The sequence below is a fragment of the Sedimentitalea sp. XS_ASV28 genome, assembly GCF_041224545.1.
In the GTDB taxonomy this organism is placed as follows: Bacteria; Pseudomonadota; Alphaproteobacteria; order Rhodobacterales; family Rhodobacteraceae; genus Sedimentitalea.
In genome coordinates, this window is sequence record NZ_JBGFGP010000177.1 from 58,920 (window position 1) to 78,462 (window position 19,543).

Consider the following 19,543-nt stretch of genomic DNA (forward strand, 5'->3'; position numbering starts at 1 on the left):
GCCTCAGAGATCGGTTTGCCCCTGCGGCGGCAGATCGGTGCCGGGGACCGCTTCGGGGTCTGCCTCGGGTTTCTCTTGCGGTTCGATCTTCTTGCGAATGATGATGTCGCCATTGGGCAGAACCTCGGGCGGATGATAGGCGGTCCAGTCCTTGATCTCGCTCAGCATGTTGCCGAATGCCGGCCCCATTTCCTCGAGAAAATCGCCCATCGCAGGGCCATATTCATCCGCCAGTTCGCGCATGCGCTGCAAGGCAGGGGACATCTCTTCGCGCAGCCCCTCGAACAACAATTCCATGCCGCGTTCCATGAGATCCCTGCCCTCTGCCTCCTCGTTCTGGGCCGAGAGCGGCGTGGACGCCAATGCGGTGACAAAGAGAAGCGGAACGATGCGTTTCATGACCCCAATATAGATCACGCGCCCGCGCGTTCAACGCTCAGATATCTATATCCAGTGACACGGGGAAATGATCCGACGCCAAAAGCAGCGCCTGGCGCAGATCCGCGAACTCCCAGCACTCTGCATCATCGAACGGATGCCAGATCCGCCAGACAGGCCGCCGCGACATCAAACCCGGAGACAGCATGATGTAGTCCAGAAGCGCCTGCAGATACCCATCGCCGTCGTGCACCCGGAACCGCGCGGTGGTCGGATACGCACCGAGCCGCCGTTGCAGGGCGCGGCGTGCATGCGGATCGTAAAGATCGTCGCCCAGCAGGATTTCAACAGAGGAACGGCCAAAGAGATTCTCGTATTCGTCAAGGCCCGGACCGTCATTCAGATCCCCCATCAGCATCACGTCGGACCCGTCCAGGATATGCCGGTCGATCCGGCGACGCAGCCAGATCGCCTGCGCCAGCTGCTTGCGCCGGTTGGCGATGGACAGGCGCATCGCCGCGTCCCGGTTGCGTGCCCCGTGCGGTGCCTTGGATTTCAGATGTGCCCCGATCAGGCGCAGCAAGACCCCCTGCCCGGTGGTGATCTCGAGTTCGAGCGGCGGCTTGGAAAACCGCACCAGGTCTTCGGTGGCGTCGATATCGAGATCGATGCGAAAACTGCTGTCAAAGCGCGGCGCCTCGGGGTCGCCGACCGTCTGGCCAACCGGATCGTGCCGCGCGCTCAGAACATCGGGATCGTAAAGTAGCGCGATTTCCTGGTGCGTGTCGTTGGCAAAGCCCATCACCGCGCGACGCGTGCGCAAATCGAACGTCGCGGCGAAATGCTCCAGCGCCCGCACAGTGCTCTGGCTGCGCCCGGTATTGGGCGCTTCGACCACCAGCACCGCATCCGCGTCAAGTGCCGAGAAAACCATGCCAAGCGCCTCGGCCTGCTGCGCACGGCTCACGTCGCGCCGACCCGACCACGCGTCGTCAACGATCAGTTGATCTTGGTCATCAAAGAGATTGGCGAACCATTCGACATTGTAGGTCGCCAGACGCATCAGGCGGCCGCGGCACTGATTTCGTCCCACGCACGATTGATGTCGATCATCCGCTTCTCGGCCAGCTTGATCGCTTCCTGCGGCACGCCGCGTGCAACCATTCTGTCCGGATGATTGTCGCGCACCAGTTGCCGCCAGGTGCTGCGAATCTCGGTCAGCGGCGTATCGGGCGCGACCCCCAGAATGGTATAGGGATCGGCTTCGGCGTCGGGCACGAAACGCGCGCGCATTGCCTTGAACTGCGCATCGGACAGGTTGAAAATCGCCGCAACGTCTTCGAGAAACTCGTTCTCGCCGGGATGATAGAACCCATCCGCCATCGCAATATGGAAAAGCCCCTCCATGAGGTCGCAGAGCGTATCCGGATCATCCTCGAACATGGTGCGAATCCGCCGCGCATATTCACGGTATCCCGCAACGTCGGTACGGGCCAGGTTGAACACCCGCGCCGCCCCCGCCTCGTCCTCTTCGCCGATTCGGAACACCTCGCGAAAGGCCGTCACCTCGTCGCGCGTCACCTGCCCGTCCGCCTTGGCCATCTTGGCCCCAAGGGCAATGACAGCGATGGCAAACGCCACGCTGCGTTCGGGGCGCGTGCGCAACCGGTCAAAGACAGCGGTCAGGCTTTCGCCATTCGCCAGCGCCGCCAGCGCATCGGTTATGCGGGTCCAGATCGACATGGCTGCAGCTTAGCGCGGCTGTGCGGCAGTGTCAGGTGCTCCATGGGGTCTTCGGAACACTATTCTGCGCGCCGGTCCGCTCACGGTGTTTCGACACCGGGGAATGATGCGTCATTCCCCGGTCATGCCGAACATGGCGCGCCTTTTTCCCGCCGGATCCCGATCAGGCGCGGGCTTCGCGGACAAGGCGCAGAATGTCCTTGGCCGCATTCGGGATGTTGGTACCCGGGCCAAAGATCGCCTTGACGCCGTTGTCATAGAGATACTGATAGTCCTGCTGCGGAATCACGCCGCCACAGATCACGATGATGTCCTCGGCACCGGCGGCCTTGAGCGCCTCGACCAATTGCGGCGCAAGCGTCTTGTGCCCGGCGGCCTGGCTCGAAATGCCGACGATGTGCACGTCGTTGTCCACCGCGTCCTGCGCCGCCTCTTCCGGGGTCTGGAACAACGGGCCCACATCCACATCGAATCCGATATCGGCAAAGGCGGTGGCAATCACCTTGGCGCCCCGGTCATGGCCGTCCTGTCCCATCTTGACGACCAGCATACGCGGCCGCCGGCCCTCAACCTCGGCAAATTGCTCGACGGTTTTCTGGATCTCGGCGAATTCGGCATCGCCTTCGTAAGCGGCGCCATAAACCCCGGCAAGCGTCTTGACCTCGGCCCGGTGACGGCCGAATTCCTTTTCCATTGCCATGCTGATTTCTCCAACTGTTGCCCGCGCGCGGGCGGCTTCAATGGCCGCCTGCAACAGGTTGCCCCCTTCTTTTGCACAGCGCGTCAGCTCGTCCAGCGCCGTCGCACAGGCGTTTTCATCGCGTTCCGCGCGCACGGTATTGAGCCGCGCGATCTGGCTGTCGCGAACCTTGGCATTGTCGATTTCAAGGATATCGATCGGATCTTCCTTGTCCTTGCGGTATTTGTTCACCCCGACAATCACCTCGTCGCCCCGGTCGATCATCGCCTGCCGGGTGGCGGCGCTCTCCTCGATGCGCAGCTTGGGCAGTCCGCTGGCCACCGCCTTGGTCATGCCGCCCATCTCTTCGACCTCTTCGATCAGTTTCCACGCCTCGGTGGCCAGATCATGGGTGAGCTTTTCGACGTAATACGACCCCGCCAGCGGATCGACGACATTGGTCACGCCGGTCTCTTCCTGCAGGATCAGCTGCGTGTTGCGCGCGATACGGGCCGAGAAATCGGTCGGCAGGGCGATCGCCTCGTCCAGCGCATTGGTGTGCAGCGATTGCGTCCCTCCCAGAACCGCGCTCATCGCTTCATAGGCGGTACGAACCACGTTGTTGTAAGGGTCCTGCTCCTGAAGGCTGACGCCCGATGTCTGGCAATGGGTGCGCAACATCATGGATTTCGGGTTCTTCGGTTCGAACTCGCTCATGATCCGGTGCCACAACAGCCGCGCGGCGCGCAGCTTGGCAGCCTCCATGAAGAAATTCATGCCAATCGCGAAAAAGAACGACAGCCGGCCCGCGAACTTGTCGACATCCATACCCCGCGCAATCGCGGTGCGCACGTATTCGCGCCCGTCCGCCAGCGTATAGGCCAGCTCCTGCACGAGGTTCGCACCGGCCTCCTGCATGTGGTAACCGCTGATGGAAATGCTGTTGAACTTCGGCATTTCATTCGAGGTGAACTCGATGATGTCGGCAACGATCCGCATCGACGGTTCGGGCGGATAGACATAGGTGTTGCGGACCATGAACTCCTTGAGAATGTCGTTCTGAATGGTCCCGGACAGCACCGATTTGTCATGGCCCTGTTCTTCCCCGGCGACGATGAAACTGGCGAGGATCGGGATGACCGCACCGTTCATCGTCATCGATACGCTGACCTTGTCCAGCGGAATGCCGTCAAACAGGATTTTCATGTCCTCGACACTGTCGATGGCCACACCTGCCTTGCCGACATCGCCCACGACGCGCGCGTGATCGCTGTCATAGCCGCGATGCGTGGCCAGGTCGAAAGCCACGGAAACACCTTGCTGGCCCGCGGCAAGATTGCGGCGATAGAAGGCATTGGATTCCTCGGCCGTCGAGAAACCCGCATATTGGCGGATCGTCCAGGGGCGCCCGGCATACATCGTTGCCTTGACCCCGCGGGTGAATGGCGCCTTGCCCGGAATGGTGCCCAGATGATCCACGCCGGCGAGATCGTCCTGCGTATAGAGTGGCTGAACCTCGATGCCTTCGAGCGTGTTCCAGTTCAGCTCCTCGAGCGGGCGGCCACGCAACTCCTGCTCGGCCAGGGCTTTCCAATCGTCTTTTTCAGCAGCCATTTGATCGTCCTCTTGTCTTGTCTGTCCGAGGCAGGCCCTGGCCCGCCGGAAGTGCCAGGTCAGCCCTGGCACCCGGTCGCACCCTCGGGCGCCTGCGGTGATTTTTTGGGTGGGTGAGTGAAAACGGGCATCGCAATCGCCGCCCGTGTGCTTATATGTCTAGCAACGGGAGAAAATATGAAACTTTGCTTAGCACTTGTTTTCACGGCTTTATTGTCCGCGTCCGCCTGGGCGCAGGACGAGTCCGAACCGACGGGCGCGGCGATGATCCGCCCCGCAGGCGATAGCGATCTGAGCGAATTCCTCTGGATCAAGCGCCCGGTGGTGGTGTTTGCCGATTCTCCGGCGGATCCGCGTTTTGCCGAACAGATCGAGCGACTTGGCGAAGACATCGAAATGCTGATCGAACGCGATGTTGTGATCCTGACCGATACCGATCCGGCGGCGGCATCCGCGCTGCGCCGGAAGCTGCGTCCGCGCGGCTTCATGCTGGTGCTCGTCGGCAAGGATGGCGGCGTCAAGCTGCGCAAGCCGATGCCGTGGACGGTACGGGAAATCACCCGGTCCATCGACAAGACACCGGAGCGCCAGCGCGAAATCGACCAGCGGCGCGGGCTCTGACCCCCGCCACGCGGCCGCGCATGATATCCGGCCATTACCGGCATGGGATCATTCGAACTCCATGATGATGTCATCAACCGCGAGGCTGTCGCCCGCGCCGGCATTGATCTTGGCCACCACGCCCTTTTTCTCGGCACGCAGGATGTTCTCCATCTTCATCGCCTCGATCGAACACAATGCCTGACCTTCCTGCACCTCGTCGCCAACCTCGACATCGACTTTCACGACAAGCCCCGGCATCGGACAGAGCAGCAACCTGGACGTATCGGGCGCGACCTTTTCGGGCATCAGGGCCGCCAGTTCCGCCTGCCTTGGGCGGCGCACATGCACCTTGAGATCGGCCCCCCGCGTACGCACGCGGAATCCCTGGGTAATCTTGCCAATCTTCAGCACCAGCGGCACATCGTCCACCTGGATCATCGCGAGTTGATCGCCCGGCGTCCAGTCGGACGCCACACGCAGCTTGCTCCCGTCGGCGAACTTGACCGTCGCTCCTTCGCGATCGGCCTTGACCTTGAGATCATACTGCTCGCCCTGCAAGCTCACGACCCAGCGTTTGCCGACCTTGCGTTCGTGATTGTCCATTCGGCCGGAAACGCGGGTACGGCGAATCTCGGCGACCCGGTGCATGGCGGCACAGGAGGCCGCGATCCTGCGCAATTCGCTCTCGGGCAGGTCCACCCCCTCGAACCCTTCCGGATATTCCTCGGCGATGAAAGCCGTCGTCATGTCGCCCGACACGAATTTGGGGTGGTCCATGACAGCTGACAGGAACGGCAGGTTGTGACCGATCCCCTCGACCTCGAAACTGTCCAGCGCCACGCGCATGGCTTCGATGGCCTGCGCCCGCGTCGGGGCCCATGTGCACAGCTTGGCGATCATCGGATCGTAGAACATGCTGATCTCGCCGCCCTCGTAGACCCCGGTGTCGTTGCGCACGGCGTTGTCACCGGCGGGCGCGTCGCCCTGCCACTTGTCATTGTCGAGCAAGGGTCCGGCGGCGATCTCGGCGGGCGGACGATAGCGGGTCAGACGTCCGATCGACGGCAGGAATCCGCGATAGGGATCCTCGGCATAAAGCCGGTTCTCGATGGCCCATCCGGTCAGCGTGACGTCATCCTGCGCAAAGGGCAGCTTTTCGCCATTGGCCACGCGGATCATCTGTTCAACCAGATCAACACCGGTGATCAGCTCGGTCACCGGGTGCTCGACCTGAAGACGGGTGTTCATTTCAAGAAAGTAGAAATTCTTGTCGCCATCCACGATGAATTCCACCGTGCCCGCGCTGGTGTATCCCACCGCCTGCGCCAGCGCGACCGCCTGCTCGCCCATCGCCTTGCGCGTTGCCTCGTCGAGGAACGGGCTGGGGGCCTCTTCCACGACCTTCTGATTGCGGCGCTGGATCGAGCACTCCCGCTCGCCCAGATAAACGCCATTGCCATGGCTGTCGCACAGAACCTGGATTTCGATATGGCGGGGTTGCGTCACGAATTTCTCGATGAAAATCCGGTCGTCGCCGAAACTGTTGGCCGCTTCGTTCTTTGAACTCTGAAAGCCCTCGCGCGCCTCTTCGTCGGTCCACGCGATACGCATGCCCTTGCCACCGCCGCCGGCGCTGGCCTTGATCATCACCGGATAACCGATCTCGTTGGAGATCTTCACCGCCTCGTCGGCATCCTCGATCAGCCCCATGTAGCCGGGCACGGTGCTGACGCCGGCCTCCTGAGCGATTTTCTTTGAGGTGATCTTGTCACCCATCGCCTCGATCGCGCCTTTCGGCGGGCCGACAAAGGCCACGCCCTCCGCTTCAAGAGCCTCGGCGAACTTACTGTTTTCCGAAAGAAAACCATAGCCCGGATGCACCGCCTGCGCGCCTGTTTTCCGGATCGCGTCCATGACCTTGTCGATCACGATATACGACTGGTTTGCAGGTGGCGGACCGATATGCACAGCCTCGTCCGCCATCTGCACGTGCAACGCCTCCTTGTCCGCATCCGAGTAGATCGCAACGGTGGAAATCCCCATCTTGCGGGCAGACTTTATGACACGGCAGGCGATTTCGCCCCGATTGGCGATCAGGATCTTGTTGAACATGGACTGTCCTTTGGCTGTAGTGATTGGTCAGGCGCAACACCCGCGCGCGCCCAATGGCGCCGCGACGGGTCTTGCGAAACATGGGTCAGGTCGGGCGCGTCGATGCGTGCGTGGCGCCGACGCAATATGCCACACCGGACCTTCGCCGTTCTGCATGGGCGGCGGGCAATCCGGTCAGCGAAACGGGGGGGCGCTCCAGCGTAAAGGCTAGCGACAGCCGCGTCGCTGCTGGCAGTAGAGGACGTTGCCGGCTGCCCCGAGAACCGCGCCGCCCACGACACTGCCTTGCAGGACCGCCGCGCCAAGCACGCCCGCGCCCGCGCCGTACAGCGCCTGCTTGCCGACGGTGTCGCCACAGGCCGACAGCGCCACACATAGTGGCAATGCAATCCATAGGCCTCTCGCTCGCATCTCGCCCCTCCTTCTCCGGGTCTGGTGGCTGGTGCGCAAGCATGACCCATCGCGCCATCCCCGCGCAATGACAAAGCCTGTCGCGCCCCTGGGTCGGCAGATCGACGCCGAGGAAACAAGCCGCCAGTTACAGCAGGAGAAACGGGCAGGCCTGCGTCAGAGACGAAAGCCTGCCCGCTCAGGGAAGGGGTACGGAATAGGTAGTGCGCAAACGACGCGGGAATACAGACGCCGCTTACAACTTTTACGGTGGTGTATTTTTCGAGGCTCGCCAAGCAATAGTTTTCAGATCGGCAACTTTGAGCCGATTCTTGCCGATTTGATGCCAATCGCCGTCCAATCATGCCGGGTAATCCCGGAACACGTCGGGAAAGCTGGCGCGCGCGACATTGATGTCCAGCATAAGAAGCGCATCATAACTCTCTGGGTCAAAAGGATCTTCTGCGGGCACGACCTCGCGCCCGAAAAGCCAGCTCAACCGCCCGGCGTCAAGGTTGCCGCGCTCGAACGGTTGATCTCCGAAATGCTCCCAGAGCGCCGCGACGAACCCCGCATCCGCTCGCCGATCTGCCGGCCTGCGATCGGCAAAGCGTTCGCGCGCCTTGAGCGGCGTGACCCCTTTCGGATTAGGCCGCCTGATCGTGAACTGGAAGTCGGTGCCCGCAAGGCGACCGGGAAACCCGCGATGCTTCAGCATGGGTCGCCCTCCGCGTCGTGCGCACGATAGGCTCCGGCACCGGGCAGCGGGCCCCGGTCAGTCGTATTTGCCCGTATAGGTCGGCGCGACCGAGACGGCCTCGGGCTCCGCCACCACAAATTCCTCGCGGGGAGAGGTATCGCAAGCGCCGATGACAGCGGCCAATCCAAGCGCCGCGACAATTCTGAGGCTGGTAGACATGGTTGTCTCCTGACTGCTCTCTTCGCTCTGCAAGGGTCATTGCCCCCCGTGCGCCCCGCGTCTGAGGCGGCGGTCGCTTTGCCGCGACTTGACCCCTGAATAGCGTAGAAACAATCAGATTGGAAAATATAGTTTGTTGCGCGATCGGCATCGCGCGTGTCGTCACCGGCCTTTGCCGGGGAATGCGCAATATGTTGCGTTTGCATCAGAAGGCCTCCCAGATGCAGTCGGCACCTTCAAGCCGATAGGCTTCGAAAAACTGGGTTGCCTGCGGATTAGAATCGCCGAAGGGCACGTCGCGATCCGACATGGAAATCACCACCCGCGTCGATGTCAGCGCAAACTCCGCCATGTAGGGAATCACCAGATCGCGACACAGATGATCGATATCCGCCGCCGCCGCATCGTAATCGACCGTCCCGTCCTCGCGCGCGATTGCCGGCGCGACAAACCGGAACCGCACCAGCGCGTCCTTGCCCGTATCCTCGACCAGCACCTCGTTCAGCGTTACCGCCTGTCCCGAGGGCACCGTCACCACCTGCTGCGCCGACCCGGCACCTGCCAGCGCCGCGACGGCGATGATGAGTCCACAGCCCCGGCCATACCGGCGACCGGCTCCTCCCGCCGGGGCTGCTGGCGCGGCACGTCCGGTGCGCGCATCTCGCTGATCCTCCGGGCCTCGGTGGCACCTGGCCGTGGTGATACGCCGCCATCCGTCAAAGGATGCGAGATTTGCATCCCCCGGTGTCTGGTGAATCCGGATATGGGCCAACGCGATCTCCTGGCGATCAACTTGTTTCGGGCAAAGCGGCGATCAGAGTGGAATGTTATCGTGCTTTTTCCACGGGTTTTGCAGCGACTTGTTGCGCAGGGACGCAAAGGCGCGGCTGACGCGCATCCGTGTCGAATGCGGCATGATCACCTCGTCGACAAAGCCCTTTTCCGCGGCGACAAAGGGATTCGCGAAGCGGTCTTCGTAATCCTTTGTGTGTGCGGCGATCTTTTCAGGGTCGCCAAGGTCGGCACGATGGATGATTTCGGTTGCGCCCTTCGCCCCCATCACCGCGATCTCGGCGGTCGGCCAGGCATAGTTGAAATCGCCGCGCAGATGCTTGGACGCCATCACGTCATAGGCACCGCCATACGCCTTGCGGGTGATGACCGTGACCTTTGGCACCGTCGCTTCACCATAGGCAAAGAGCAGTTTCGCGCCATGCTTGATCACGCCGCCATATTCCTGTCCGGTGCCGGGCAGAAACCCGGGCACATCGACAAAGGTCAGGATCGGGATTTCAAACGCATCACAGAACCGGACGAACCGCGCGGCCTTGCGCGAGCTGTCGATATCCAGACACCCGGCGAGCACCATCGGCTGGTTGGCAACCACACCGACCGTCCGCCCCTCAAGGCGAATGAACCCGGTGATGATGTTCTTGGCGAAATCCTCCTGAATCTCGTAAAAGTCGGACTCGTCCGCGACCTTCAGGATGAGTTCCTTCATATCATAGGGTTTGTTGGCATTGTCGGGGATCAGCGTATCCAGGCTCATCTCGACGCGCCCCGGCTCATCGAAGAACGGGCGCACCGGGGCCTTGTCGCGGTTGTTCAACGGCAGGAAATCGACCAGACGGCGTACCTCGGCCATCGCCTCCACGTCGTTTTCAAACGCGCCATCCGCCACGCTGGACTTGCGCGTGTGCGTGGACGCACCGCCCAGTTCCTCGGCCGTCACGACTTCGTTGGTCACGGTCTTGACCACATCCGGGCCGGTCACGAACATGTAGGAGGTGTCCTTGACCATGAAGATGAAATCGGTCATCGCGGGTGAATAGACCGCGCCCCCCGCGCAGGGCCCCATGATCACGCTGATCTGCGGCACGACACCGCTGGCCATGATGTTGCGCTGAAAGACCTCGGCATATCCCGCAAGACTGGCGACGCCCTCCTGAATGCGCGCGCCACCGGAATCGTTGATGCCGATGACCGGCGCACCGTTCTGCATCGCCATGTCCATGATCTTGCAGATTTTCTGCGCGTGCGTTTCCGACAGCGAACCGCCGAACACGGTGAAATCCTGCGAAAACAGATAGACCATGCGACCGTTGATCGTACCCCATCCCGTGACGACGCCGTCGCCGGCAGGGCGCTGTTTCTCCATTCCGAAATCGGTGCACCGATGCGCAACGAAAGTATCGAATTCCTCGAAACTGCCCTCATCCAGCAAAAGTTCGATCCGCTCGCGAGCCGTCAGCTTGCCACGGGCATGTTGCGAGTCGATCCGCTTCTGCCCTCCACCCAGGCGGGCGTCCTTGCGGCGGTCCTCCAACTCGGAAAGGATATCTTTCATGACGTGTCCTCTTGCAGATTTTGCCGGACACTACAGAACCGCGCGACGCAACCAAAGGCCTAATCCGCATATTTGCAAATCATTAGCCGCAAACCGGAAGATAAATGCAAAACTGCTAATTAACAGTTGAAACTCGTGGCAGTCAGGAGAACTTGCGCTTATAGGTCTGAGTCTCATGCACGATGCGCCCAACATAAGATTTCTCGACCGAGACACGCCACCGCATATCGGGACGCTGATCCTGATGACGGGTCTTTCGGCGCTGGCGATGAATATCTTCCTGCCCAGCCTGCCCGACATGGCCGCCTATTTTCAGGCGGATTACCGGGTTCTCCAACTCTCCGTGGCCCTGTATCTGGGAACCAGCGCGGTTCTGCAGCTTTTCATCGGGCCGCTGGCCGACAAGCTTGGCCGACGACCGGTCACGCTGTACGGCATCGTACTGTTCCTGCTGGCCACGCTTGGCTGCATCTTTGCCCCCTCCGCCGAGGTTTTTCTGATCTTCCGGATGGGTCAGGCGGTCATCGCGGTCTGCATGGTGCTGGGCCGTGCCGTGGTGCGTGACATGTATCCGCAGGACAAGGCGGCCAGCATGATCGGCTATGTCACCATGGGCATGGCAATCGTGCCGATGATCGGCCCGGTGATCGGCGGCGTGGTGGGCGAATTGTTCGGATGGAAGGCCAATTTCTGGCTTCTGTTCGCGCTCGGAGCATTGATGTTCCTGCTGATCCGCTCCGACATGGGCGAAACAGGCGGCAAGAGCGGACTGACCCTCGCGCAGCAATTCGGCGAATATCCCGAGCTTCTGCGCAGCCCGCGCTTCTGGGGCTATTCGCTGGCGATGGCGCTGTCATCGGGCGCGTTCTTTGCCTATCTGGGCGGCGCGCCCTTCATCGGCAGCGAGATTTACGGGCTGGAACCCTCGACACTGGGCTTTTATTTCGGTGCGCCTGCCGTGGGTTATTTTCTCGGCAACTTCCTGACCGGACGTTTCTCGACCCGCGTGGGCATCAACGCGATGATCCTCTGGGGCTGCATCCTGTGCCTGATCGGCATTTCGTTGTCGCTGGCGGTCACCTATCTGGGCCTGGATTCGCATTACACCTTTTTCGGGCTGATGGCCTTTGTCGGTCTGGGCAACGGGCTCTGCATGCCCAACGCAACCGCCGGGATGCTCTCGGTGCGGCCACACCTGGCGGGCACGGCCTCGGGCCTGGGCGGATCGATCATGCTGGCGGGGGGCGCGGCACTCAGTGCGCTGGCCGGCGCATTGCTGACCCCGGAAAGCGGGGCGTTCCCGCTGCTCTGGATCATGCTGATCACCGCCGTTCTCAGTATTCTGTCGATCGTTCTTGTCATCTCGCGACAGAGGAAACTGGGCTTCTGACCCTTGCACGGGCCAATTTGCAAAGTTAGCGTGCGCTTGCCCTGATTTTTGCAAAGGCACGCCATGGCGACCCAGAAACTCTATGCCGGAGCCAAACTGCGCGAAATGCGCACACGCCTCGGGCTGACGCAAAAGGACTTCGCCGCCAAGCTCGGCGTTTCGCTGCCCTACCTGAACCAGATGGAAAACAACAACCGGCCGGTCAGCACCACGGTCGTGCTCGCCCTGGCGCAGGAATTCGGCATGGATGTGACCGAACTGTCCACCGGTGACAGCGAGCGGCTGGTCAGCGACATGCGCGAGGCGCTCGCCGATCCGGTCTTTGCAGACGCCATGCCCCCGATGGCCGATCTGCGCCTGACCGCCTCCAACGCCCCGGCCCTTGCCCGCGCCTTCATCGACCTGCATCGCAGCTATCGGCAGACCCACGAGCGTCTGGCCTCGCTCGATGAAGCCCTCGGACGCGAGGACGCGCGCACCCAGACAAGCCCCTGGGACGAAGTGCGGGATTTCTTTCACTATTGCGACAACTATATCGACGCGGTGGACCGCGCCGCCGAGAATTTTGCCGGAACCGCCACACCGCCGCAAGACATTCGCGCCGCCGCCACCGCCCAGTTGACGGCGCGCGGCGTCGTGGTGGCCTTTGTCGACATGGACCCCCTGCGCCAGTTCGACCCCGAGCGAAAGGTGCTGCGACTGTCATCGCGCGCGACACCTCAGACGCAGGTCTTTCAGATGTTGCTGCAATTCGCATTGCTGACGCAGGACAAGCTGCTGGAGGCCACGCTCGACCTTGCCCGGTTTCAGACCGACGCGGCGCGCTCGATCGCCAAGATCGGGTTGGCCAACTATTTCGCCGGCGCGGCGCTGATGCCCTATCGCGCCTTCCTCGCCGCTGCGCAGGACTGTCGCCACGATCTCGAACGGCTGAGCCTGCAATTCGGAGCCTCGATCGAGCAGGTGGCACATCGGCTGTCAACGATGCAGCGACCGGGCGCGAAGGGGCTGCCCTTTTTCTTTGTCCGGGTCGATCAGGCCGGCACGATCACCAAGCGCCACAGCGCGACGCGGCTGCAATTCGCGCGGTTCGGCGGGGCCTGCCCGCTGTGGAACGTGCACCAGGCCTTTGAAACCCCCGGACGTTTCCTGCGCCAGTTGGCCGAAACGCCGGACGGTGTCGGGTATATCCTGCTGGCGCGCGACGTGTCCAAGCCCGGCGGCAGTTTTGGTGCGCCGGTGCGCCGCTATGCGATTGCGCTCGGCTGCGAAGTCAGGCACGCCGACGCGCTGATCTATGCCGACGGGCTTGACGTATCCGATACCGGCAGTTTTGAGCCTATCGGCATTTCCTGCCGCATCTGCGAGCGCAAGGGATGTCATCAGCGCTCGGTGCCACCGCTGGAGCGGCAGCTTACGATCAACGAAAACGAGCGGGGCGTCCTGCCCTATCAGGTCAGTTGATGCCCCGCCGTCATATTACGCCGAAAGAATCCCCCAGATCTGATCCTTGAGCAGGGCGCGCCGCTTGCGCAGATCGACCTCCGCCAACTCTTCCATCGGCTCGACATTGGTTTCGGCGCGATGCACCGCACGGTTGATTTCGTGATATTCATCGGCCAGCCGGGCAAAATGCGCGTCGGACTGTTTCAGCGCCTGTATCCGGTCCGCCTTGTCCGGAAATTCCTCGTGCAACTCATGCGGGGTATGAGACATTCTTGCTCTCCATCTCTCGTGTTTCGCCACAGGCTATCGCTGGCAATCAACCGGTCACCTTGACCCGGATCTAACCCGTTCTCGAATATGGGTTGCCTGCGACACAAATCAACGCCGCGAGCGCCGCCAACCCGCTTGCCGCGCCTCGGCTTCGCTGCAGAACCAACGCTCGCCCTTGGCCGTGTTTATCCGGGTTTTGTCGTAATGCTCCTGCCCGGGAAGGTGGTAGATTTTCACACCCTTGGACGACACGTTGCCCTTGATCGGGCAATCCTGCCGCGACGGTTGAACCGCGCTGCGCCGGGCGGCGCGGAACTGCGCCGGACTCTGGAACCGGCTGCCATGCAGGCCGCGGTCGTTTACCACCGCAGCCTTCTCATCCAGATCGTAATCCATCGCGTATTTTCGATAGGCAAAAGCCAGCCCATCCGACACCAGAGCGCGCCCCACATCCCTGCCGCCAACCGTGCACCGGGCGACGGCGCGACCGTAGCGATCCGTGTCGATGGTGGTGCAACGGGCCTGCCTGCCATCATAGCGCGCCTTGACCTGTTGCGAGACCCACTGACCACAGCGCCAGACAGCGCCCTCTGGGGTCTGGCACGTCTGGTCCGCTTCCGGCGCGTCGATCGCGAACAGCCGCACGCGCTCGCCGCCGACATCCCAGGTGTCGCCGTCGATCACGCGAATACGCCCACTCGGATCCGCCACGGCCAGATGCGGGATCAGGCAAAGAACAAAAATGGCACAAGTCCTTAACATCCGGTTTACATAGGCAGGCGCGCCGGGCTCTGCAATCGGCATTCGCGCGCAGATCCGCCTTCAGCGTTGCGTGACCTGCCAGGCGGGATGCTGCCACGGCACGTCATTTGCCGGAGGCAACGGCGCGCGCCCAAGCAGGTGATCGGACATCTTTTCCCCGACCATGATGGACGGCGCGTTCAGGTTGCCGTTGGTGATGCGCGGAAAGATGCTGCTATCGGCCACGCGCAGCCCCTCCACCCCGATCACCCGGCCCGAAGGATCGACCACCGCGTCCGGATCATCCGCACGCCCCATGCGGCAGGTGCCGCAGGGATGATAGGCGCTTTCCGCATGTTCGGCGATCGCCGCATTCAGTTCCGCGTCGCTTTGCAGCTCCGCTCCGGGCTGGATTTCATGTCGCACGAAGGGCGCAAAGGCGGGTTGGGCAAAGATCTCGCGGGTCAGCCGGATACAGGTGCGGAAGTCTTCCCAATCCCGCTCGTGGGACATGTAGTTGAACCGGATCGCGGGCGCCTCGTCGGGATCGGCGCTGCGCAGCGTCACCGCGCCGCGACTGGCCGAGCGCATCGGCCCGACATGGGCCTGAAAGCCATGCCCCTCTGCTGCGGCCTGCCCATCATAACGCACCGCCATCGGCAGGAAGTGATACTGGATATCCGGATAGGGCACCCCCGCCCGGCTGCGGATGAACGCGGCGCTCTCGAACTGGTTGGACGCCCCGAGCCCGGTCTTGGAGAATAGCCACCGGGCACCGATCAGCGCCTTGCTGACAAGGTTCCAATGCTTGTAGAGCGTGACCGGCTGGCTGGCGGCCATCTGGATATACATTTCCAGATGGTCCTGAAGGTTCGCCCCCACTCCGGGCCGGTCGGCAACCGGTGTGATCCCGTGCTCCGCCAGATGGTTTGCCGCGCCAATCCCCGAGAGCATCAGCAGCTTGGGCGAATTGATCGCCGACGCGGCCAATACCACATCGCGCCGCGCGCGGATCACTTCGGTGCGCGCGCCGCGCGTGATCTCGACGCCGCGGGCGCGACCGTCTTCGATCACAACCTTGCGGGCCAACCCCCGCACCAGCGTGCAGGTGTCGCGCCGCAGCGCGGGGCGCAGATAGGCATTGGCCGCAGACCAGCGCCGACCGTTCCAGACGGTCTGCTCCATCGGGCCAAAGCCCTCCTGCTTCTGACCGTTATAGTCGTCTGTCAGCTGGTATCCCGCCTGTTCCCCCGCAGTCACGAAAGCGGCATGCAGCGGGTTGTCGCGCGGTCCCCGCGTGACGTGCAGCGGTCCGTCGTGCCCCCGCCATACCGGGTCGCCGCCATGCCCGCCATCATGCCAGGATTCCATGCGCCGGAAATAGGGCAGCACATCGGCAAAGCTCCAGCCGTCGGCCCCGGCCTCTGCCCAATGGTCGAAATCCATCGCATGGCCGCGCACATAGACCATGCCGTTGATGCTGGACGAGCCACCGATCACCTTGCCACGCGGACAGGCCAGCCGCCGGTTGTTCAGGTGCGGTTCCGGCTCGGATTCATAGCCCCAGTCATAACGCGACATGTTCATCGGATAGCTGAGCGCGGCGGGCATCTGTATGAACGGCCCTGCGTCGCTTCCCCCGTATTCGATCACGATGACCGACGCACCGGCCTCGGACAGGCGATAGGCCATGGCGCATCCGGCGCTGCCTGCGCCGACAATCACGAAATCCGCTTCCATGCCCCTATTCTACCCTCGGAAATCGCTGGTTTTCCTCAAGGACATTCAGATCCATGTGATTGCGCATATAGCGTTCCGATGCCTTTTGCAGCGGCTGAAAATCCCACGGATAATACCCGCCCTGACGCAATGCCTCGTAGACGACCCATCGCCGGGCCTGGCTGGCCCGCACCTCGGCATCATAGGCATCCAGGTCCCAGCGGGCCTCGGATTTGGCGCGCAGACTGCTGAGCGTGCCCTGATGCGCCGGATCGGCGGCAAGATTGGTCAATTCTGCCGGATCGGCCTCAAGGTCGAAGAGCTGCTCCGGGTCGAGGGCGCAGCGGTTGTATTTCCACTTGCCATAGCGCAGCGACACGAGCGGCGCGTTGCTGGCCTCGGCGGCATATTCGATTGCGACGGGGCTGCTCCGCTCGCCCCCGTTCGCCAATGGAGTCAGATCCTCGCCGTCGGTCCAGGGCGCGATCTCGCCCATGTCGATCCCCGCCAGCGCCGCCAGGGTCGGCGTGACATCAAGCGTCGAGACCGGCGTTTCGATCCGCCCCGCCGGCATCCCCGGTGCGGATATCATCAACGGCACGCGGGAAGAACCTTCGAAGAACGACATCTTGAACCACAGTCCCCGCTCGCCCAGCATGTCGCCGTGATCCGAGACAAAGACCACGATGGCCTCTTGCCGCGTGTCTTCCAGCACCTTGAGAATGTCGCCAATCTTGTCGTCAAGATAAGAGATATTGGCGAAATAGGCCCGGCGCGCGCGCCTGATATGATCCTCGGTGATGTCGAAGCTGCGCCAGTCATTGGCGTCGAAGATGCGCCTGGAATGTGCGTCATGGTCCTCATAGGACATGGCCGGCACCTCGGGCAGCAGATGTGCGCAATCCTCGTAAAGGTCCCAGTATTTCCGCCGTGCAACATAAGGATCGTGCGGGTGGGTAAAGCTCACGGTGAGCGCCCAGGGGCGCTTATCCTTGCCGCGCGCCAGATCATAGAGCTTGGCCCGCGCGTGATGGGCAACCTCATCGTCATATTCCATCTGGTTGCTGATTTCGGCCACGCCCGCGCCCGTGACCGAGCCCATGTTGTGATACCACCAGTCGATGCGCTCGCCCGGCTTGCGATAATCCGGTGTCCAGCCGAAATCGGCGGGATAGATATCGGTGGTCAGCCGCTCTTCGAAGCCGTGCAACTGGTCGGGACCGACAAAGTGCATCTTGCCTGACAGGCAGGTGTAATACCCCGCGCGGCGCAGATGATGGGCATAGGTCGGGATGTCACTGCGGAATTCGGCGGCGTTGTCGTAAACGCCGGTGCGGCGCGGCAACTGACCCGACATGAAGCTGGCCCGCCCGGGCGCGCAAAGCGGGCTGGCGGTATACGCATTTGCAAAGCGCGCCGAGCGTTCGGCCAATTTTCTGAGATTCGGCGTATGCAGCCAATCGGCCGGCCCGTCGGGAAACAGCGTTCCGTTCAACTGATCGACCATCAGGATCAGGATATTCGGCTGTGTCAAGAGCGAGGCTCCTTCAGTATCTCAAGCACGGAAAGGGCGTGCGCCGTGGCCATCTCTGGCGTGTCCGCCTCATTCAGCGCGGCGCGGATATAAAGCCCGTCGATCAGTGCAATCAGTGTTTTCGCAGCACCCCCCGGATCGCGGACCAGCGGGCGCAGCGCGTGGGTGAGGTTCGAGCGCATCCGGGACTGGTAGATTTGCCACAGACGCAGGGCCTGCGCATTGTTCTGGGCCAGCACGTAGAACGTCATCCAGGCGCTGATGGTCTGGGGCGTGAAACAGGACGGTGCGAAACAGGCGCGGATCACCGCCGCGGCACGGGCTTCGCGCGCCGCCCCGCGTAATTCCCCACGCACCTCTGCGCCGAAATCCGACAGGATGCGACGCATCGCTGCGAGAAAAATCTGGTCCTTGCCGCCGAAATAGTGATGCGCCAGCGCACTGGACATACCCGCGCGGCGGGCAATCTGGCTGACGGTCACATCCAGCGACCCCGCCATACCGATTTCGGCGATGGTCGCCTTGACCAAGGCTTCGCGCCGAACGGGTTCCATTCCGATCTTGGGCATATTCCTGCTCCGGGCTGATGACCGCCCGAAGCTAGAAGTCGCTTATTGACTCGTCAATCAATAAAAAACAGGCAAGGTCATTTGACCCTCTGATATTCCAGCAGATTGCCCCGCGGCAGGTAGAACAACGACAGGTCGTCCTCGCCCAGCGTCTCGATCGCGTAGCAGTAAACATCGCCATGCGCGCTGTCTATGGCGCGCAGATACGGCCCTGCGCCGCTTTCTTCATCACAGTCGGTCTGGATTGACAGGTAATCGACCCCGGTATCCGCCCCGTCATAAGTTCCCGTCCGTTCCGCCCCCGAAATCGTCAGATGTTCGTTGGGATCATCCACGGAAACCCATTCGCCCTGCAACCGCGCATACACCGCGTCAAGCTCCGATTCGGGCCGGGTGTCCGCCTCGCTCAGGGACACGGTGGCCGAAATGTCGTCTTGCAACGTGATCGTCCCGCGCACCGTCAGAGGCGTCGCCGGCGCAAGTTCGTTGAGAAATGCCAGGATCTTGGCGGGGGTGCCGACTCCGGCTTCGTACCGCACGCCGCCGGCGTGAAAGGCGCAAACCAGCGCGTCGGCCTCCTTGGAGGGGCGGCAGGACTGGAACACCGCGTCATCGCGCGAGAGTTCCTTGCTGGCCTCGGCCTCGCGCAGCTGGGACAGCTTGACGCTGACATCCACCTGCCCGGCCTCGACGGGAATGGCGTGGAACAATGCGATCTGATGACCGCGCACGATACAATCGTCGCTGTTCACGATGGTAAAGCGCGATTCACTGGTACAGAACTCCGCACCGGTGCGCGCCGGCAGCGGATCAGGCGACTTGGCATGCAGATAGATCGGACCACCGGTCAGGTCCCGCGCGAGCGGGGTCTGGCATGTACCGGGCTTGATCGACCACCATCCTTCGGACACCTTGTCGCCGCCGACCTGATATGCGACCGCCACCGCCTGAAGCATTTCGGTGTCATTACACACCTCCAGCCCCGCGAACGCCGCCATCGGACAGCCGATCGTCAGCGCCAGACATGCGGATATGCGTGCGGATCTCAACATGAGCTTACTCCCTGCCATGGAGTCGAGGGTATCTCGG

19 protein-coding genes are annotated in these 19,543 nt (G+C 62.3%); 3 read left to right on the plus strand and 16 right to left on the minus strand.

Going from position 1 to position 19,543, the window contains the following annotated elements:
• Positions 1-3: 3 nt before the first annotated feature.
• The 4 genes from AB9K34_RS23695 to scpA form a co-directional block, all read right to left on the minus strand.
• Positions 4-399: a hypothetical protein gene (locus AB9K34_RS23695; protein ID WP_369957196.1), complete on the minus strand. Its 396-nt coding sequence runs from the start codon at positions 397-399 to the stop codon at positions 4-6.
• 37 nt (positions 400-436) lie between these two features.
• Positions 437-1,441 (minus strand): endonuclease/exonuclease/phosphatase family protein, encoded by a 1,005-nt coding sequence (locus AB9K34_RS23700; RefSeq protein WP_369957198.1) that lies wholly within the window; start codon positions 1,439-1,441, stop codon positions 437-439.
• A complete protein-coding gene (locus AB9K34_RS23705) occupies positions 1,441-2,121 on the minus strand; it encodes a TerB family tellurite resistance protein (protein WP_369957200.1) in 681 nt (226 codons plus the stop codon). Before AB9K34_RS23705 ends, AB9K34_RS23700 begins: the two co-directional genes overlap by 1 nt.
• A 163-nt stretch (positions 2,122-2,284) precedes the next feature.
• Positions 2,285-4,414, minus strand: a complete 2,130-nt coding sequence (gene scpA / locus AB9K34_RS23710) for a methylmalonyl-CoA mutase (RefSeq protein ID WP_369957202.1) — start codon at positions 4,412-4,414, stop codon at positions 2,285-2,287.
• 177 nt (positions 4,415-4,591) lie between these two features.
• Between scpA and AB9K34_RS23715 the strand changes: the two genes are divergently transcribed.
• On the plus strand, positions 4,592-5,035 hold the full coding sequence (locus tag AB9K34_RS23715; protein WP_369957204.1) for a DUF4174 domain-containing protein: 444 nt from the start codon (positions 4,592-4,594) through the stop codon (positions 5,033-5,035).
• A 48-nt stretch (positions 5,036-5,083) separates the two neighbouring features.
• On the opposite strand, the gene AB9K34_RS23720 is transcribed toward AB9K34_RS23715, so the two are convergent.
• From AB9K34_RS23720 to AB9K34_RS23745, 6 genes are all read right to left on the minus strand, one after another.
• A complete protein-coding gene (locus tag AB9K34_RS23720) occupies positions 5,084-7,129 on the minus strand; it encodes a biotin carboxylase N-terminal domain-containing protein (protein ID WP_369957206.1) in 2,046 nt (681 codons plus the stop codon).
• A 207-nt stretch (positions 7,130-7,336) separates the two neighbouring features.
• Positions 7,337-7,540 (minus strand): hypothetical protein, encoded by a 204-nt coding sequence (locus tag AB9K34_RS23725; protein WP_369957208.1) that lies wholly within the window; start codon positions 7,538-7,540, stop codon positions 7,337-7,339.
• 340 nt (positions 7,541-7,880) lie between these two features.
• Complete coding sequence (locus AB9K34_RS23730) at positions 7,881-8,237, minus strand: hypothetical protein (protein WP_369957209.1); 357 nt, start codon at positions 8,235-8,237, stop codon at positions 7,881-7,883.
• Positions 8,238-8,294: 57 nt separating this feature from the next.
• Positions 8,295-8,438 (minus strand): hypothetical protein, encoded by a 144-nt coding sequence (locus AB9K34_RS23735; RefSeq protein WP_369957211.1) that lies wholly within the window; start codon positions 8,436-8,438, stop codon positions 8,295-8,297.
• Between the two features lie 205 nt (positions 8,439-8,643).
• Positions 8,644-9,210, minus strand: coding sequence for a DUF6497 family protein (locus AB9K34_RS23740; protein ID WP_369957213.1), 567 nt, complete (start codon positions 9,208-9,210; stop codon positions 8,644-8,646).
• Positions 9,211-9,252: 42 nt separating this feature from the next.
• The gene (locus AB9K34_RS23745; RefSeq protein WP_369957215.1) at positions 9,253-10,785 is read right to left on the minus strand and encodes an acyl-CoA carboxylase subunit beta; all 1,533 of its coding nucleotides are present in this window, start codon (positions 10,783-10,785) and stop codon (positions 9,253-9,255) included.
• A 175-nt stretch (positions 10,786-10,960) separates the two neighbouring features.
• Between AB9K34_RS23745 and AB9K34_RS23750 the strand changes: the two genes are divergently transcribed.
• Together AB9K34_RS23750 and AB9K34_RS23755 are read left to right on the plus strand one after the other, a co-directional pair.
• Complete coding sequence (locus tag AB9K34_RS23750; RefSeq protein WP_369957217.1) at positions 10,961-12,175, plus strand: multidrug effflux MFS transporter; 1,215 nt, start codon at positions 10,961-10,963, stop codon at positions 12,173-12,175.
• Positions 12,176-12,238: 63 nt separating this feature from the next.
• Entirely contained in the window at positions 12,239-13,639 is a 1,401-nt protein-coding gene (locus AB9K34_RS23755) for a short-chain fatty acyl-CoA regulator family protein (RefSeq protein WP_369957219.1), read from the plus strand.
• A gap of 15 nt (positions 13,640-13,654) precedes the next feature.
• Here the strand turns inward: AB9K34_RS23755 and AB9K34_RS23760 are convergent, their stop codons facing one another.
• From AB9K34_RS23760 to AB9K34_RS23785, 6 genes are all read right to left on the minus strand, one after another.
• On the minus strand, positions 13,655-13,891 hold the full coding sequence (locus AB9K34_RS23760) for a YdcH family protein (RefSeq protein ID WP_369957221.1): 237 nt from the start codon (positions 13,889-13,891) through the stop codon (positions 13,655-13,657).
• A 108-nt stretch (positions 13,892-13,999) separates the two neighbouring features.
• Complete coding sequence (locus tag AB9K34_RS23765; protein ID WP_369957280.1) at positions 14,000-14,653, minus strand: thermonuclease family protein; 654 nt, start codon at positions 14,651-14,653, stop codon at positions 14,000-14,002.
• A gap of 60 nt (positions 14,654-14,713) precedes the next feature.
• Complete coding sequence (betA, locus tag AB9K34_RS23770) at positions 14,714-16,372, minus strand: choline dehydrogenase (RefSeq protein ID WP_369957223.1); 1,659 nt, start codon at positions 16,370-16,372, stop codon at positions 14,714-14,716.
• Positions 16,373-16,376: 4 nt separating this feature from the next.
• Positions 16,377-17,885 carry a choline-sulfatase gene (betC, locus tag AB9K34_RS23775; protein ID WP_369957225.1) on the minus strand — a complete coding sequence of 503 codons (1,509 nt, stop codon included), beginning with the start codon at positions 17,883-17,885 and terminating at the stop codon, positions 16,377-16,379.
• The gene (betI, locus tag AB9K34_RS23780) at positions 17,882-18,454 is read right to left on the minus strand and encodes a transcriptional regulator BetI (protein WP_369957226.1); all 573 of its coding nucleotides are present in this window, start codon (positions 18,452-18,454) and stop codon (positions 17,882-17,884) included. Before betI ends, betC begins: the two co-directional genes overlap by 4 nt.
• A 77-nt stretch (positions 18,455-18,531) precedes the next feature.
• Positions 18,532-19,506, minus strand: a complete 975-nt coding sequence (locus AB9K34_RS23785; RefSeq protein ID WP_369957228.1) for a DUF1036 domain-containing protein — start codon at positions 19,504-19,506, stop codon at positions 18,532-18,534.
• Between the last annotated feature and the right edge of the window lie 37 nt (positions 19,507-19,543).